Raw genomic sequence first — 15,262 nt, 5'->3', positions numbered from 1 at the left:
AATGGACGAAATATTCGACAAATTACAAGCAGTCGTCGATCGTTATGATGAATTAAATGAGTTAATCAGTGATCCAGAAGTGATTGCTGATACTCAAAGGTTCATGAAGCTTTCAAAAGAAGAAGGCGAATTGCGAGATACGGTTGCTGCATATAATAAGTACAAAAAAGTTACCAAGCAACTTGATGACGATGAAGAAATGTTGCGTGGCAAAATTGACGATGCCGAATTGGAGACAATGGTTAAAGACGAAATCTCTGATTTTAAGGACCAAAAGGCGAAGCTGGAAGAACAGCTGAAGGTTATGTTGCTACCAAAAGATCCTAATGATGAGAAAAACATCATTATGGAAATTCATGGTGCAGCCGGTGGTGATGAAGGAAGTTTGTTCGCTGCCGATCTTTTTAGTATGTATTCGAAGTACGCAGAACGCCAAGGTTGGAAAGTCGAAGTTATTGATAAGAACGAGACCGAAGTTGGGGGTTTTAAGGAAATTGTTTTAATGATTTCCGGCGATAAAGTTTATTCAAAATTAAAATATGAAAATGGTGCTCATCGGGTTCAACGAGTTCCCGTCACTGAATCTGCAGGCCGGGTTCATACCTCAACAGCAACTGTTGGTGTTATGCCGGAAGAAGAGGATGTCGATATTGATATTGATCCAAAAGACATCCGGGTCGATGTTTATCGGTCTTCTGGTGCCGGTGGTCAGCATATTAACAAAACGTCATCTGCTGTTCGAATGACCCACTTGCCAACTGGGATTGTCGTGGCAATGCAGGATGAACGATCACAACAGCAAAACCGTGCCAAGGCAATGAAAATTTTGAAGGCTCGGGTTTACGATTACTATGCGCAGCAAGAACAGGATCAATATAACGCAGAACGTAAATCTGCGATCGGAACCGGTGATCGTTCAGAACGAATTCGAACTTACAATTATCCACAAAATCGGGTAACTGATCATCGAATTGGTTTGACGTTGAATAAATTGGATCGCATCATGAATGGTGAACTTGATGAAATTATTGATGCGTTGATTTTATCGGATCAAGCAAAGAAACTTGAAAATTTGACTAATGAAACCAATTAAACCGACTTACTTTGAAGCCCGCAAGTGGGCTTCTTTTGCTATTAAAGATAGATCAGAAATTGATATGTATGACGTTGACTTTTTGTTGGAACAACGTTTTAATTTATCAGCAACCGATTTGCTGATCCGGTATCAAAGGCCAATGCCACTTAAGCAGTGGCAACAATTTCAAAACGATATTAGGCAATTAATCAGCGGAATGCCACCACAATATATTGTTGGCAGAGCGGATTTTTACGGTTTATCATTGCACGTTACTTCAGATGTGCTAATTCCGCGAGTAGAGACTGAGGAACTGATTGATTGGATTTTAGCGACATTTCCAACGTCTTCTGAGCAACCTATGCGAGTTCTTGATATCGGGACCGGAAGCGGGGCGATCGCAATTGCCTTGAAAAAGAACCGGCCAACATGGAATTTGGTCGGCAGTGATATCTCCGACAAGGCACTTAAAATTGCGATATTAAATGCACAAAATCAGAACGTGGCGGTTTCATTCTTAAAAAGCGATGTTTTTGATCAAATTCACGGCAAGTTTGATTTGATTGTCTCGAATCCACCATATATTTCAATGGATGAAAAGGCTGATATGGACCAACGGGTGATTCATTATGAACCTAAATTGGCACTGTATGCCGAAGATAGGGGACTTGCGATATACAAACGATTAGCACGGGGAGCTGCCGATCATTTAACAACAGATGGCCGATTATTCGTTGAAATTGGTTTCCATCAGGAACAAGCCGTAATTAAGCTTTTTCAACAAGCCAATCCCCGTGCAGTTGTCATTGGTAGACACGATGTTTCTGGTAACCAGCGAATGGTTCAATTAAAAATGAAATGAGGATGACAGAATGAAAACGTTAATTTTAAAAGCGAACGAAATCGATCAAGCAGCTGCCTTTATTCGAAAAGGTGAGTTGGTATCGTTTCCGACCGAAACGGTTTATGGACTTGGAGCTGATGCAACCAACGAAGCCGCAGTTAAGAAGGTCTATAAAGCCAAGGGGCGACCAAGTGACAATCCATTAATTGTGACCGTTTCATCCGTGGAGATGGTTGAAAAATATGTTCAAAAATTAAGTTCCGACGCTCGGAATTTAATTAAAACATTTTGGCCGGGATCACTCACCATGATCTTTAAATTAAAGCCGGATGCATTATCTAAAACTGTTACCGGCGGCCTTGATACAGCAGCTTTTCGTTTTCCAAACAACCAGATGACCTTGGACCTGATTACCAAAGCCGGCGTCCCAATTGTTGGCCCGTCTGCTAATACTTCAGGCAAGCCCAGCCCAACAACTGCACAACATGTTTATCATGATTTAAAAGGGAAGATAGCCGCAATCCTTGATGATGGTCCAACAACGGTTGGCGTTGAGTCAACGGTGTTGGATATGTCGGTTGAGACACCGTCAATTTTACGTCCGGGGGCGGTTACCAAGGATGATATTGAAGCCGTCATTCACCGTCGGGTTATTGATGAATTACATCATGTGGGTGCCAAACAAACACCCAAGGCTCCCGGAATGAAGTATAAACATTACGCACCGGATGCCCAAGTCTATATCGTGGATCCGGACAGTGATTGGCATGATGTTGCCCAATGGATTGCTCAGCATCCACAACCGGTTGGCGTTATGGCATTTGATGACACGATCAAATCAATTGAATGGCCGGATAATGCTCATGTAATCTCACTGGGAAATGACGCCACGACGGCTGCTCAAGATTTGTTTGCTGAACTGAGGGACTTTGACAATCATCCGGAATACAAAACAATCTTTACCCAAGGGATTGATCCGGTTGGCATTGGCGAAGCGTATATGAATCGGCTTAATAAATCCGCTGGGCAAATGCATTTTAAGCAGTTATAATCAATTTGTACCATAAAAACTTAGTGAGGTGTTGCAGTTGAAATACGATTATAAACAGCAAGATCCTGAACTCTGGGATGCAATTGCTAACGAGGAAAATCGTCAGGAACATAATATTGAGCTGATCGCGTCTGAAAACATTGTCTCAAATGCCGTTCGTGCTGCTCAAGGATCGGTTCTGACCAATAAATACGCTGAGGGATATCCCGGCCGTCGATATTATGGTGGTTGTGAGTACATTGACGTTGTCGAACAGTTGGCAATTGATCGGGCAAAGGAACTTTTTCATGCTGAGTATGCAAATGTGCAGCCTCACTCTGGTTCACAAGCTAATCAGGAAGTATATGCCGCCTTATTGAAGCCTGGTGACAAGATCCTCGGTATGGGGTTGGATGCTGGTGGTCATTTGAGTCATGGTGCAAGAGTCAGTTTTTCAGGAAAACTATACGACTCATTTTCCTATGGCTTGGATCCAAAGACCCAGCTCATTGACTATGATGAGGTTGCCAAAATTGCTCAGGATGTGCAGCCTAAGTTGATTATTGCCGGTGCATCAGCATACAGTCGAATTATTGACTGGGATAAGTTTAGAGAAATTGCGGATTCGGTCGGTGCTTATTTGATGGTTGATATGGCGCATATTGCGGGGTTAGTGGCTGTTGGCTTACATCCAAATCCAGTTCCAGTGGCCGATGTTGTCACAACCACTACCCATAAAACATTGCGGGGACCACGTGGCGGCTTAATTTTGGCAAAGGCCAAATATGCCAAAAAAATTAATTCGGCTGTTTTCCCAGGTAGCCAGGGTGGCCCGCTTGAACATGTTATTGCCGGAAAAGCTGCTGCATTTTATGAGGACTTACAACCATCATTTAAAGAGTATGGTGAACAAATCATCAAAAATGCGAAAGCAATGGCAGCTGTTTTTCAGTCCTCATCAAAGGTGTCTGTACTAACTGGTGGCACAGACAATCATTTGATGACGATTAATTTAACCGAGACTGGTTTAAATGGAAGAGATTTACAGAACATTTTAGATACAGTTCACATTACTACTAATAAGGAAGCAATTCCTAACGATCCTTTGCCACCTTCGAAGACAAGTGGACTGAGGTTGGGAACACCTGCTATTACAACTCGGGGCTTTAAAGAAGAAGATGCCAGCCAAGTTGCTAAACTCATTTTGCAAGTGATTAATGATCCACAAGATGAAAGTAATTTACATGAGGTTGCCGACAAAGTTGAAAAACTAACACAAGCTCATCCGATTGCCGATTAATATATGGTAGTTTTACCAGCTGAATTGCAGTAATTAATTTTGCATTTAGGTTCAAATGAAGTTAGATTGAATTTAATTTTTAAAACCAAGAGCCGGGAGTTAGCAAATGCTATTCCGGTTTTTATTTTGGACGATTAAAGGTACGGTTGGCATATCGATTTTATGCCATTATTTATTTGGGATAAAGTCGATTGAGACAAAGCGAAGAGATGAATTTACCTTAAATCGGAATTGGAACGTGGATGTCTCATTGCCTTTTTCGGATTGGGACATTTTCCTATCAATATATGTGATACAATTATTTCGAAATAGAAAAAGGAGTGGGAAATAATGGGTAAGTTTCAAGTTATGGATCATCCGTTGATCCAGCATAAGCTCACAATTATTCGTGATAAGAACTGTGGGACAAAGGAATTTCGGGAAATTGTCAATGAAATCGCCAATTTGATGGCATTCGAGGTTACACGTGACATGCCATTGGAAGATGTCGATGTTGAAACACCGGAAGGCATTGCCCATGCCAAACAAATTTCTGGTAAAAAAGTGGCAATTGTGCCGATTCTGCGAGCTGGAATTGGAATGGTTGACGGAATCTTGGATTTAATCCCAGCTGCCAAGGTTGGCCATATTGGTATGTATCGTGATGAAAAAACATTGGAACCGCATGAGTATTTTGTTAAGTTACCTTCAGATATTGGGCAACGTCAGATTTTTGTTGTTGACCCAATGTTGGCAACGGGTGGCTCTTCAATTATGGCAATCGACGCACTTAAAAAACGTGGTGCTTCAAATATTAAATTTGTTTGTTTGGTTGCTGCGCCAGAGGGTGTTAAGGCACTTCAAAAAGCGCATCCGGATGTTGACATCTTTACGGCAGCACTTGATCAAAAACTTAACGATAAAGGTTACATTGTTCCAGGACTTGGCGATGCTGGCGATCGGCTCTTTGGGACAAAGTAACACGCGACATGTGGAGAGTGGGACGAAAGGCGGTTACACGGTAGGAAGTTGCCTTTTGGCGCACGCTTCCACTCGGTAATCATCGTGATTACACAAAAGGGGATTGGGACAAAAGTAATTTTGTTCCAGCCCCCTTTTTTCTAACTAAGTCCTTGATAAACATATCTACTGGTGGTATGGTCATCTTCATGCTCATTGAAAGGGATTATCATGGTGAGTCATAATTGAGTTGTTCATGAATGATGAACAACTCACATCCTTTTGGCAGATGTGTTCATAACGGCATTTTAATGGGACATTATCTATCAAGATTGTTTTGAATTTTAGATTGATTGGTGGTATAGTTTCAATTGTATTTGGATGCTGATATGTATTCATTACCATCGCAAATTTCACTTTGGTATTGATGTCTTCCTGACCAGATGACCAGATTGATTCGCTTGCGTAGATTATGTCGTGGAAAGAGGTGAGATTTTAATGACCATAGGAGGGTCCACTTCTACTTTTAACTTCCTAGGACTGACGTTTAACTTGGGCAATATCATTTCAGTAACCATTGCTTGTGTGATCGTGTTAGCCTTAGTCTTTGCTCTTTCTAGGCATTTAACTATGAAGCCGGGGAAAGCGCAAAACGTTTTAGAATATGCTGTTGACTTTACTAACGGCATTGTGAACAGTTCAGTTTCCGGTGAAGCAGCTAAAAGTTTAGGTTTATGGGGCTTTTCATTATTCATGTTTCTCTTGGTTGCCAATTTGCAAGGTTTGTTTCTGCATGTTGACATTTCGGGAATCACATTTGTAAAAAGTCCAACTTCCGATCCGGTTGTGACAATGACCCTGTCTCTTATGACCTTGACGCTTGCCCAATTCTTGGGAATTCGAACACTTGGTTATAAGGGACATTTTGAGAATTACCTTAAACCATTTTGGCCATTTATTATTGTTAATTTGTTTGAGGAGTTTACTAATTTCTTAACATTAGGTTTGCGTCTGTTTGGTAACATTCTGTCAGGGGAAATGCTTCTGTCAATGATTACCAGCATGGCGATGAATGGTGGCCCTAAGATGTGGATTGCTGCATTTCCACTGGAGTTGGCTTGGCAAGGTTTCTCAGTCTTTATTGGATGTATCCAGGCATATGTTTTCGTCGTATTGTCTTCGGTATACATTTCGCGAAAGATAGAATTAGAAGATTAGCAAGATTATTAAGGAGGATTATTAATTATGGGAGCAATTGCTGCAGGTATTTGTATGGCTGGTGCCGCTATTGGTGCATCAATCGGTGATGGTTTATTAATCGCCAAAATGTTGGAAGGTATGGCTCGTCAACCTGAATTGTCTGGTCAACTTCGTAGTAACATGTTTATCGGTGTTGGTTTGATCGAAGCTATGCCTATCATCGCCTTCGTTGTTGCTTTACTAGTTATGAACAAGTAATTGACTAGTTTAGTTAAATATACAAAGAAGGAGGTGCCAATTGATGTTTTCATATTCGGTAGTTGGAGCTCAGCTTTATGTTGGTGACATGATATTTGTTATGATTGCTTTCATCGTTTTGATGTGGTTGATCAAGCTTGTAGCGTGGAAGCCAATTACTAAGATGATGCAGAACCGTTCAGATAAGATTGCTAATGATATAGATTCCGCTAAGGATTCACGAACTAAGGCAGCTGAACTTGCTCAACAGCGTCAAGTTGAATTAGATAAAACACGTGAAGATGCCAGTGGCATTATTAATACCGCAAAGCAAAATGGACAACAGCAGCGTGATCAAATTGTTGAAGATGCACGTAATGAAGCATCTAACCTTAAAAGTTCTGCCGAAAAGGATATCGAGCAACAACGACAAGAAGCTTTGGCTAATTCTCGAAAAGATGTGGCAAGCCTATCAATTGAAATTGCATCCAAGATCATTTCAAAACAATTAAATGAAGATGATCAGAAAGGGCTTGTCGATTCTTATATTGAAGGGTTGGGTAAGCAAAAATGACATTAGATAGTCTCTCAGCTGCAAAAAAGTATGCAAAAGCAATGTTTGAAGTTTTGAGTGATTCTGATGATCTTGAAACCGGCTACGCTGATCTTCAAGAGATCAGAAAGATTTTTGCTGCTAATCCAAAGTTGATTGATGTTCTTGATGATATGCGAGTTTCTGATGATCAAAAAAAGTCATTATTAACGCCAATCACAACGAATGCATCCGACTTCATCAACAATTTTTTAAAGGTGGTTGCGAGTTACCGGCGTTTTCCAGATATCTTGACCATTATTGACCAGTTTCAGAATTTGTATGAGAACGATAAAAAGATTGTTCGAGCAGATCTGTATTCTGCGACAGAGTTGGATAATGATCAACGCGACCGGTTAGCAAAAGCTTTCGAAAAACGGGTTGGCGCTGCAAAGGTTATTTTTAACATCAAAGTTGATAAATCATTAATTGGTGGGATTGTCATTAAATCATCTGATGTGATTATCGATGGTAGTGTTAGAACACGAATTAATAAAGTTAAAGAATTATTGTTGAATTAACGATATCTATTTAAAGAGGTGAATCTTATGAGCATTAAAGCTGAGGAAATCAGTGCTCTTATTAAGCAACAGTTACAAGGCTATAAGAACGAGCTCGATGTTAAAGAAACAGGTATCGTTACATATGTTGGTGATGGTATTGCGCGTGCTCACGGTCTTGAAAATGCGTTGTCAGGAGAGTTGCTCGACTTCGGCCACGGCGTTTTCGGAATGGTTCAAAACCTTGAAACCAATGATGTTGGTATTATGATTCTGGGTGATGACACTAATATCCGGGAAGGCGATTCTGTAAAAAGAACCGGTCGAATTATGGAAGTCCCTGTTGGGGATGATTTGATTGGACGAGTTGTTAATTCACTTGGTCAACCAATTGATGGTAAAGGTTCTATTAAAGCTGACGGGCACGCCGCCATTGAACACAAAGCACCTGGTGTTATGGAACGGCAATCCGTTTTTGAACCATTACAAACTGGAATTAAATCAATTGATTCGTTGATTCCAATTGGTCGTGGACAACGTGAGTTAATTATTGGTGATCGTAAGACTGGTAAAACGTCAATTGCGATCGATACAATTTTGAATCAAAAAGATCAGAACATGAAATGTATTTACGTTGCCATCGGACAAAAGGAATCAACTGTTCGTGCGCAGGTTAATACGCTTGAAAAGTACGGTGCAATGGACTATACAACAGTTATTTCTGCCGGCCCATCCGAACCTGCTTCACTCTTATACATTGCACCGTATGCTGGTGCAACCATGGGTGAATACTTCATGCACAAGGGTCAACATGTTTTGATTGTCTATGATGACTTGTCAAAGCAAGCTGATGCTTATCGTGAGTTATCATTAATTCTTCGTCGTCCTCCTGGTCGTGAAGCTTATCCTGGTGATATTTTCTATACCCATTCACGATTACTCGAACGGGCTGCCAAGTTAAGTGACAAATTAGGTGGTGGTTCAATGACTGCTTTACCAATCGTTGAAACCCAAGCCGGTGATGTTTCTGCATACATTCCTACCAACGTTATTTCGATTACCGATGGCCAGATTTTCTTGGATGCCGATAGTTTCTATTCTGGTGTTCGTCCAGCCGTTGATGCCGGAACTTCTGTTTCACGGGTTGGTGGTGATGCGCAGGTTAAGGCAATGAAGAAAGTTTCTGGTACATTACGTATTGATCTTGCTTCTTATCACGAACTAGAATCATTTGCACAATTTGGTTCTGACCTTGACGAAGCTACTCAAGCGAAGTTGAATCGTGGGGCTCGAACAGTTGAAGTTTTGAAGCAACCACTTCATTCTCCAGTTCCAGTTGAGAAACAAGTTATTATTCTCTATTGTTTGACTCACGGATTCTTGGATAAAGTTGCCATTGATGATATTTTACGATATCAACAAGAGATTTTTGCCTTCTTTGACAATTCACATAAAGAGTTACTCGATGAAATTGCAAAGACTGGTAATTTACCAGATGAATCTAAATTAAATGCTGCAATTAAAGAATTTGAACAAACATTTGAACCAAGCAAACAGGATGATGGCCAAAAGTCAACGACCTCAAACCAAGATCAAACATCAGCTACTTCAAATGACTAGTTTTTAAGGAGGGTGAGATTACATGGGTGCTTCGCTGAACGATGTTAAACATCGGATTACTTCTACAAAGAAGACGCGCCAAATTACAAGTGCAATGGAAATGGTCTCACAGGCAAAGCTGAATCAAATCCAAAAGCACACTAAAAATTACGCGGAATATGCAAGCCAAGTAAAATCTGTAGTATTACATTTAGCCCAGACTCACATTCTGGATGGGTTAACTAAATCCTCAGGTCATTCAGCCGATAATGATCAATCTAAACCTAAGAGAACTGCTTATTTGGTTATTACGTCTGATCGTGGCATGGTTGGTAGTTATAACAGTAACGTTATTCGGGAAACCAATCAGTTTATTAACCAACATTCTGGTAAATCCAAAGATTACCAGATTTTAGCTGTTGGTGGTAATGGATCGGAATTTTATAAGAAACGTGGCGAAAACGTTTCTTATGAGTACCGTGGCGTTAGCGATGTACCAACTTTCGTTGAAGTTCATCAGATTGTCAAAACAATTACATCAATGTATGATGCTGGCAATTTTGACGAACTCTATGTTTGCTATGAACATTTTGTTAACCGGATGGTATCTCGATTCCGGGCTGAAAAAATGCTTCCAGTTGACGATGAAGCAATTCAAGGTCAGGCGAGTCAAGATATCGAAGTCAAACCGATGACTGCTGAGTATGATGTTGAACCATCAGAAAAAGAAGTATTAAACGTCGTATTACCGCAATATGCTCAAAGCTTGGTTTATGGTGCTATTTTGGATGCTAAAACGTCGGAACACGCATCAAGTTCAACCGCAATGAAGTCGGCTTCTGATAATGCCGATGATTTGATTTCCTCGCTTGAACTACAGTATAACCGGGCTAGACAAGCAGCGATTACGACCGAAATTACCGAAATTACCGGTGGTCAAGAAGCTCTTAGTAAGTAGATAATAATTTAGATGGAGGAATTAACTAACATGAGTACTGGTAAAGTTACACAAGTTATTGGACCAGTTGTTGATGTTGAGTTCTCCTTGGACGATAAGTTACCAGAAATTAACACTGCATTGGTTATCCACGTTAGCGACAAGAAAAATCTTGTTGTTGAAGTTGCCCTTGATTTAGGTGATGGGGTAGTTCGGACCATTGCGATGGACGGAACTGACGGTTTACGTCGTGGAATGGAAGTTGAAAATACTGAATCATCCATTAGTGTTCCGGTTGGTAAAGATACTCTTGGCCGAGTATTTAATGTTCTTGGAGATACAATTGACGGCGGCCCTGAATTTGGCCCAGACGCTGAGCGTTGGCCAATTCACCGTGATGCTCCGAAGTATGATGAATTAAATCCATCAACTGAAGTTCTTGAAACAGGAATTAAAGTGATTGATTTATTGGAACCATACATTCGGGGTGGTAAAGTTGGATTGTTCGGTGGTGCCGGGGTTGGTAAAACCGTTTTAATTCAAGAGTTAATTCATAACATTGCCCAGGGGCATAATGGTATTTCAGTGTTCACCGGTGTTGGTGAACGGACCCGTGAAGGTAATGATATGTACTTTGAAATGAAAGGTTCAGGAGTTCTTGCAAAGACTGCTATGGTTTATGGTCAGATGAATGAACCACCTGGTGCCCGAATGCGAGTTGCATTAACCGGTTTAACAATTGCGGAGTATTTCCGTGATCGTGAAGGTCAAGATGTGCTATTATTTATTGATAACATCTTCCGATTCACTCAAGCTGGTTCAGAAGTTTCTGCCTTGCTTGGCCGAATTCCATCGGCCGTTGGTTATCAGCCAACTTTAGCTACTGAAATGGGTCAATTACAGGAACGAATTACTTCCACTAAGAAGGGTGCGATCACATCGATTCAGGCCGTTTATGTGCCTGCCGATGATTATACCGACCCTGCTCCAGCAACGACATTCGCCCATTTGGATGCAACAACTAACTTGGAGCGTTCATTAACACAACAAGGGATTTATCCAGCCGTTGATCCACTTGCGTCAACATCATCTGCTTTGGATCCAGCGATTGTTGGTCAAGAACATTATGATGTTGCTACGGAAGTTCAACATGTCCTTCAAAGGTATCGTGAACTTCAAGATATTATTTCTATTTTGGGAATGGATGAATTATCCGATGAGGAGAAGACGATTGTTAATCGTGCTCGTCGAATTCAATTCTTCCTATCACAAAGTTTCTCAGTTGCTGAACAATTTACTGGTTTGCCCGGTAAATATGTGTCAGTTGAGGACACTGTCAAAGGTTTCAAGGAGATTCTTGAAGGTAAATATGACGATATTCCAGAAGATGCTTTCCGTAACTGTGGTCCTATCGAGGATGTTGTTGAGAACGCCAAAAAGATGAATCAAGAAACAAATGGCACCGATGATGAAAAGCAGAGTGCCGCAAACTAAGGAGGGATTCTAATTGGCTGATAATTCAGTTATTACCGTTAGTATCGTTACTCCCGATGGAAAAGTTTACGATCATACTGCTGACATGATAGTTGTTTCAACCCAGTCGGGGCAACTTGGAATCATGGCAAATCATGTGCCGGTTATTGCAACGCTTGCTGTTGACGAAACGCGAGTTAAGTATGATGACAACGAGGATGAAATCGCCGTTAATGGCGGGTTCATTGAATTCTCAAATAACGTTGCGACGATTGTTGCCGATAGTGCCGAGAATCAAAGCGATATTGATGTTGCAAGAGCACAAAATGCACGTCAACGTGCGGAAAAGCTAATTGCCCAAGCTAGGCAAAAACATGATCAAGCTAGTCTTGACCGTGCACAAATTGCCTTGCGTCGCGCAATTAATCGAATTAATACCGCAAAAAAAATGTAATTTTAAATTTTTAAGACTGATGCAAAGCGTATGTTTTGCATCAGTCTTTTTTTGTGTGTAGAATAAGAAAATAGTCAACCTTGTTAATTAGTATTGGATCCATGCTCAGCTTCAAGAACAATTTGTTCGGTTTGGTTTGCACATTTACGCTGGATATCGCGAAAACCTGCGAAAAACTTGGGACAAGTTCGCGTCTTTATGATATAGTTGTCAATGAATTGGGGGAAAAGATAAATGAAAATATTTGGCCTTCAGGCAATCGCAACGTTGGGTACATATTTTTTATTTATTGCAATGGCGTTTTGGAGTGTGCAAGAAATCCACATCGAGCGATATGTTCCTTTAAGGGCTTTACAAGGAAAAATGCTGATCGTGTTACTATCCATAACGATTGGTTACACCTGTAGCTCATTTTTCCTCTCAGTCATTACTAATATTCAGCAATTAATCTATTTGGTTAAATAATAAATTGGAGGCGTTCTTGTGGAAAAAATAATTGTACATGGTGGAGAACCACTTAAGGGAAGCGTACATATTGACGGGGCAAAGAATGCTGTGTTGCCGATCCAGGCTGCAACTATTCTTGCAAGTGAAGGAAAGACAACCATTTCAAATGTACCATTATTGTCAGACGTTTATACAATGAATGAAGTATTACACTTTTTGAATGTCAAAGTTGATTTCAACGAATTAAAAAATGAAATTACGTTTGACGCGTCATCAAAACTTTCAAGTGAAGCACCTTTTGAGTATGTGTCAAAAATGCGAGCTTCGATTGTTGTAATGGGACCCTTGTTGGCTCGGCTAGGGAAAGCTAAAGTTGCACTACCAGGTGGGTGTGCGATTGGTTCGCGACCAATTGATTTACATTTGAAAGGATTTGAAGCTCTCGGAGCCCAAATTGAACAGCACGATGGTTATGTTGAGGCTTCAGCACCGAATGGACTTGTAGGGGCAGATATTTATCTTGATTTCCCAAGTGTTGGCGCTACTCAAAATATCATGATGGCGGCAACCCTAGCGAAAGGTCGAACTGTTATTCAAAATGCAGCTCGTGAACCTGAAATTGTTGATCTTGCGAATGTTTTGAATAAGATGGGTGCCAATGTCATTGGCGCAGGAACAGAGCAGATCCGGATTCAAGGTGTTGAAATGCTCCACGGAACTGATCACGCTGTTGTTCAGGATCGGATCGAAGCGGGCACATTTATGATTGCTGCGGCGGTTACCAATGGTGATGTTTTAATTGAAGATGCGATTGCAGAGCATAATAAACCATTGATTTTAAAAATGCGTGAAATGGGTGTGACGGTTGTCGAAAGTGATGCGGGCATTCGGGTAATTGGGACCGATCACTTAAAGCCAGCTAATGTTAAAACAATGCCTCATCCAGGTTTTCCAACCGACATGCAGCCACAAATGACGATTCTTCAGTTAGCTGCTAATGGTAGTAGTTCCATGACTGAGACGGTTTTTGAAAACCGATTCATGCATATGGAAGAATTACGTCGTATGAATGCTAAATACACAATTTCAGGGCGAACGGTTGTTATGGATGGACCGACAGACTTTAATGGTGCTGAAGTTGCTGCGACTGATTTACGGGCTGCAGCTGCACTTGTGATTGCCGGTCTAGTTGCGAAGGGGTATACTCAGGTCCGAAATTTGCAGTATTTAGATCGGGGTTATCATGACTTTCACAAAAAACTAGCTAGTCTGGGAGCCCAAATTAAACGAGTTGATGTTGATGAGGATGACTCGATTGTATTGAATCAATCACTTAAAAATCATTAATAAGTTTACGTTGAGGCTGGGACAAAGATTCATTTTGTTACAGCCTCTTCTTTTCGATAATTATAAATATCTGACAATTGGATTTGTCCAATTATCTTATGGTAGCCGGTCTATGGATATTAAGAATTATTAAATTATGTATGCTGTTATATGAGACGAAGTTGTTCAGGATCCCTTATTTCGACAAGGATTATCGCTTGTTAGAAACATCAATTTTATGTGGTATAATAAATTTTTGAGATTAAAGTTTTTTCAGGAGGAAGTTCACAGATGGCAAAAGACATTGGAATCGATTTAGGAACTGCCAACGTATTAATTTACGTTGCTGGAAAGGGAATAGTATTAAATGAACCATCAGTTGTCGCTGTTGATACTCGAACAGGTAAAGTATTGGCTGTTGGTTCAGAAGCTTACCGGATGGTGGGTCGAACGCCAAGTAACATTCGTGCAATTCGACCATTAAAGGATGGTGTTATTTCAGACTTCGATATTACCGAAGAAATGTTAACTTATTTTATTAATAAGCTAGATGTTAAAGGGTTCATGTCCAAGCCAAAGATCATGATCTGTGCACCGACTAATGTAACTGAAATTGAAAGAAATGCAATTATCCAAGCTGCTGAGAAGGCTGGTGGCGGCCAAGTTTACTTGGAAGAAGAACCCAAAGTTGCCGCTGTTGGTGCTGGAATGGATATTTTTCAACCACGCGGTAATATGGTGATCGATATGGGTGGTGGTACCAGTGATATTGCAGTTATTTCATTAGGCGATATCGTTGCCAGCAAGTCAATTCGAATTGCCGGGGATAAGATGAACACTGAGATTGTCAATTACATTAAACAAAAGCATGGTTTGATCATAGGTGAACATACTGCTGAAAAAATTAAGATTGAGATTGGGACTGCCAAAGCTGACAAAGATGATGTTAAACAAATGGAAGTCCGTGGTCGGGATGCCGTTTCTGGGATGCCACGTGCGATCACAATTGATAGTAATGGGATTGCTGAAGCTATCAGTGATACGGTTCAATTGATCATTGACGGTGCCAAGGAGGTCTTAGAAGTTATTCCGCCTGAACTTGCTTCTGACATCGTTGATCGTGGTATTATGCTGACTGGTGGCGGTGCACTATTAAAAAATATTGATCAAGTGATTGCAGATGCATTAACGGTACCAGTAATTATTTCAGAGAGCCCCTTGGATAATGTTGCTAAAGGTGCTGGTATTTTATTGGAACACTATATCAAAAATCCCAAGCTAAAGAGTCGCGAAAAATAGTCTGATTTAT

General features: G+C 40.7%; 16 protein-coding genes. All 16 read left to right on the top strand.

Annotated features, from left to right (window positions below; all coding sequences use genetic code 11):
- The first annotated feature begins 1 nt into the window (after nucleotide 1).
- The 16 genes from prfA to mreB all read left to right on the top strand — a co-directional run bounded on the left by prfA (nucleotide 2) and on the right by mreB (nucleotide 15,252).
- On the top strand, nucleotides 2–1,093 hold the full coding sequence (gene prfA / locus FC85_RS01975) for a peptide chain release factor 1 (RefSeq protein WP_057863894.1): 1,092 nt from the start codon (nucleotides 2–4) through the stop codon (nucleotides 1,091–1,093).
- The gene (gene prmC / locus FC85_RS01970; RefSeq protein WP_057863893.1) at nucleotides 1,080–1,937 is read left to right on the top strand and encodes a peptide chain release factor N(5)-glutamine methyltransferase; all 858 of its coding nucleotides are present in this window, start codon (nucleotides 1,080–1,082) and stop codon (nucleotides 1,935–1,937) included. The genes prfA and prmC overlap by 14 nt, the downstream gene beginning before the upstream one ends.
- Before the next feature lie 10 nt (nucleotides 1,938–1,947).
- On the top strand, nucleotides 1,948–2,970 hold the full coding sequence (locus FC85_RS01965) for an L-threonylcarbamoyladenylate synthase (protein ID WP_057863892.1): 1,023 nt from the start codon (nucleotides 1,948–1,950) through the stop codon (nucleotides 2,968–2,970).
- A gap of 28 nt (nucleotides 2,971–2,998) precedes the next feature.
- Nucleotides 2,999–4,249 (top strand): serine hydroxymethyltransferase, encoded by a 1,251-nt coding sequence (glyA, locus tag FC85_RS01960; protein WP_057863891.1) that lies wholly within the window; start codon nucleotides 2,999–3,001, stop codon nucleotides 4,247–4,249.
- Between the two features lie 330 nt (nucleotides 4,250–4,579).
- A complete protein-coding gene (upp, locus tag FC85_RS01955) occupies nucleotides 4,580–5,209 on the top strand; it encodes a uracil phosphoribosyltransferase (protein ID WP_057863890.1) in 630 nt (209 codons plus the stop codon).
- Nucleotides 5,210–5,686: 477 nt separating this feature from the next.
- Complete coding sequence (atpB, locus tag FC85_RS01950; protein ID WP_057863889.1) at nucleotides 5,687–6,406, top strand: F0F1 ATP synthase subunit A; 720 nt, start codon at nucleotides 5,687–5,689, stop codon at nucleotides 6,404–6,406.
- 27 nt (nucleotides 6,407–6,433) lie between these two features.
- Nucleotides 6,434–6,646 carry a F0F1 ATP synthase subunit C gene (gene atpE / locus FC85_RS01945; RefSeq protein ID WP_057863888.1) on the top strand — a complete coding sequence of 71 codons (213 nt, stop codon included), beginning with the start codon at nucleotides 6,434–6,436 and terminating at the stop codon, nucleotides 6,644–6,646.
- A gap of 43 nt (nucleotides 6,647–6,689) precedes the next feature.
- Nucleotides 6,690–7,199 (top strand): F0F1 ATP synthase subunit B, encoded by a 510-nt coding sequence (gene atpF / locus FC85_RS01940; protein WP_057863887.1) that lies wholly within the window; start codon nucleotides 6,690–6,692, stop codon nucleotides 7,197–7,199.
- On the top strand, nucleotides 7,196–7,738 hold the full coding sequence (gene atpH / locus FC85_RS01935; RefSeq protein ID WP_057863886.1) for an ATP synthase F1 subunit delta: 543 nt from the start codon (nucleotides 7,196–7,198) through the stop codon (nucleotides 7,736–7,738). The genes atpF and atpH overlap by 4 nt, the downstream gene beginning before the upstream one ends.
- 27 nt (nucleotides 7,739–7,765) lie before the next feature.
- Nucleotides 7,766–9,337, top strand: a complete 1,572-nt coding sequence (gene atpA / locus FC85_RS01930; protein ID WP_057863885.1) for a F0F1 ATP synthase subunit alpha — start codon at nucleotides 7,766–7,768, stop codon at nucleotides 9,335–9,337.
- Nucleotides 9,338–9,359: 22 nt separating this feature from the next.
- A complete protein-coding gene (locus FC85_RS01925; RefSeq protein ID WP_057863884.1) occupies nucleotides 9,360–10,274 on the top strand; it encodes a F0F1 ATP synthase subunit gamma in 915 nt (304 codons plus the stop codon).
- 30 nt (nucleotides 10,275–10,304) lie between these two features.
- Nucleotides 10,305–11,747 (top strand): F0F1 ATP synthase subunit beta, encoded by a 1,443-nt coding sequence (atpD, locus tag FC85_RS01920; RefSeq protein WP_057863883.1) that lies wholly within the window; start codon nucleotides 10,305–10,307, stop codon nucleotides 11,745–11,747.
- A 13-nt stretch (nucleotides 11,748–11,760) separates the two neighbouring features.
- Nucleotides 11,761–12,180 (top strand): F0F1 ATP synthase subunit epsilon, encoded by a 420-nt coding sequence (locus tag FC85_RS01915; RefSeq protein ID WP_057863882.1) that lies wholly within the window; start codon nucleotides 11,761–11,763, stop codon nucleotides 12,178–12,180.
- 234 nt (nucleotides 12,181–12,414) lie between these two features.
- The gene (locus tag FC85_RS01910) at nucleotides 12,415–12,645 is read left to right on the top strand and encodes a DUF1146 family protein (RefSeq protein ID WP_057863881.1); all 231 of its coding nucleotides are present in this window, start codon (nucleotides 12,415–12,417) and stop codon (nucleotides 12,643–12,645) included.
- Nucleotides 12,646–12,663: 18 nt separating this feature from the next.
- The gene (murA, locus tag FC85_RS01905; RefSeq protein ID WP_057863880.1) at nucleotides 12,664–13,974 is read left to right on the top strand and encodes a UDP-N-acetylglucosamine 1-carboxyvinyltransferase; all 1,311 of its coding nucleotides are present in this window, start codon (nucleotides 12,664–12,666) and stop codon (nucleotides 13,972–13,974) included.
- Nucleotides 13,975–14,244: 270 nt separating this feature from the next.
- A complete protein-coding gene (gene mreB / locus FC85_RS01900) occupies nucleotides 14,245–15,252 on the top strand; it encodes a rod shape-determining protein (protein WP_057863879.1) in 1,008 nt (335 codons plus the stop codon).
- The last annotated feature ends 10 nt before the right edge of the window (nucleotides 15,253–15,262 follow it).

Origin of the sequence: Lentilactobacillus diolivorans DSM 14421, assembly GCF_001434255.1 — a bacterium.
GTDB lineage: Bacteria > Bacillota > Bacilli > Lactobacillales > Lactobacillaceae > Lentilactobacillus > Lentilactobacillus diolivorans.
This window is presented reverse-complemented; position numbering and strand designations above follow the sequence as displayed.

Bases quoted from the DNA above. Each gene is read 5' to 3' on its own strand.
- FC85_RS01965 (WP_057863892.1), top strand. From the start codon at position 1,948: ATGAAAACGTTAATTTTAAAAGCGAACGAAATCGATCAAGCAGCTGCC.
- atpH (WP_057863886.1), top strand. From the start codon at position 7,196: ATGACATTAGATAGTCTCTCAGCTGCAAAAAAGTATGCAAAAGCAATG.
- prfA (WP_057863894.1), top strand. From the start codon at position 2: ATGGACGAAATATTCGACAAATTACAAGCAGTCGTCGATCGTTATGAT.
- atpF (WP_057863887.1), top strand. From the start codon at position 6,690: ATGTTTTCATATTCGGTAGTTGGAGCTCAGCTTTATGTTGGTGACATG.
- upp (WP_057863890.1), top strand. From the start codon at position 4,580: ATGGGTAAGTTTCAAGTTATGGATCATCCGTTGATCCAGCATAAGCTC.
- mreB (WP_057863879.1), top strand. From the start codon at position 14,245: ATGGCAAAAGACATTGGAATCGATTTAGGAACTGCCAACGTATTAATT.
- prmC (WP_057863893.1), top strand. From the start codon at position 1,080: ATGAAACCAATTAAACCGACTTACTTTGAAGCCCGCAAGTGGGCTTCT.
- atpA (WP_057863885.1), top strand. From the start codon at position 7,766: ATGAGCATTAAAGCTGAGGAAATCAGTGCTCTTATTAAGCAACAGTTA.
- atpD (WP_057863883.1), top strand. From the start codon at position 10,305: ATGAGTACTGGTAAAGTTACACAAGTTATTGGACCAGTTGTTGATGTT.
- FC85_RS01910 (WP_057863881.1), top strand. From the start codon at position 12,415: ATGAAAATATTTGGCCTTCAGGCAATCGCAACGTTGGGTACATATTTT.
- atpE (WP_057863888.1), top strand. From the start codon at position 6,434: ATGGGAGCAATTGCTGCAGGTATTTGTATGGCTGGTGCCGCTATTGGT.
- FC85_RS01925 (WP_057863884.1), top strand. From the start codon at position 9,360: ATGGGTGCTTCGCTGAACGATGTTAAACATCGGATTACTTCTACAAAG.
- atpB (WP_057863889.1), top strand. From the start codon at position 5,687: ATGACCATAGGAGGGTCCACTTCTACTTTTAACTTCCTAGGACTGACG.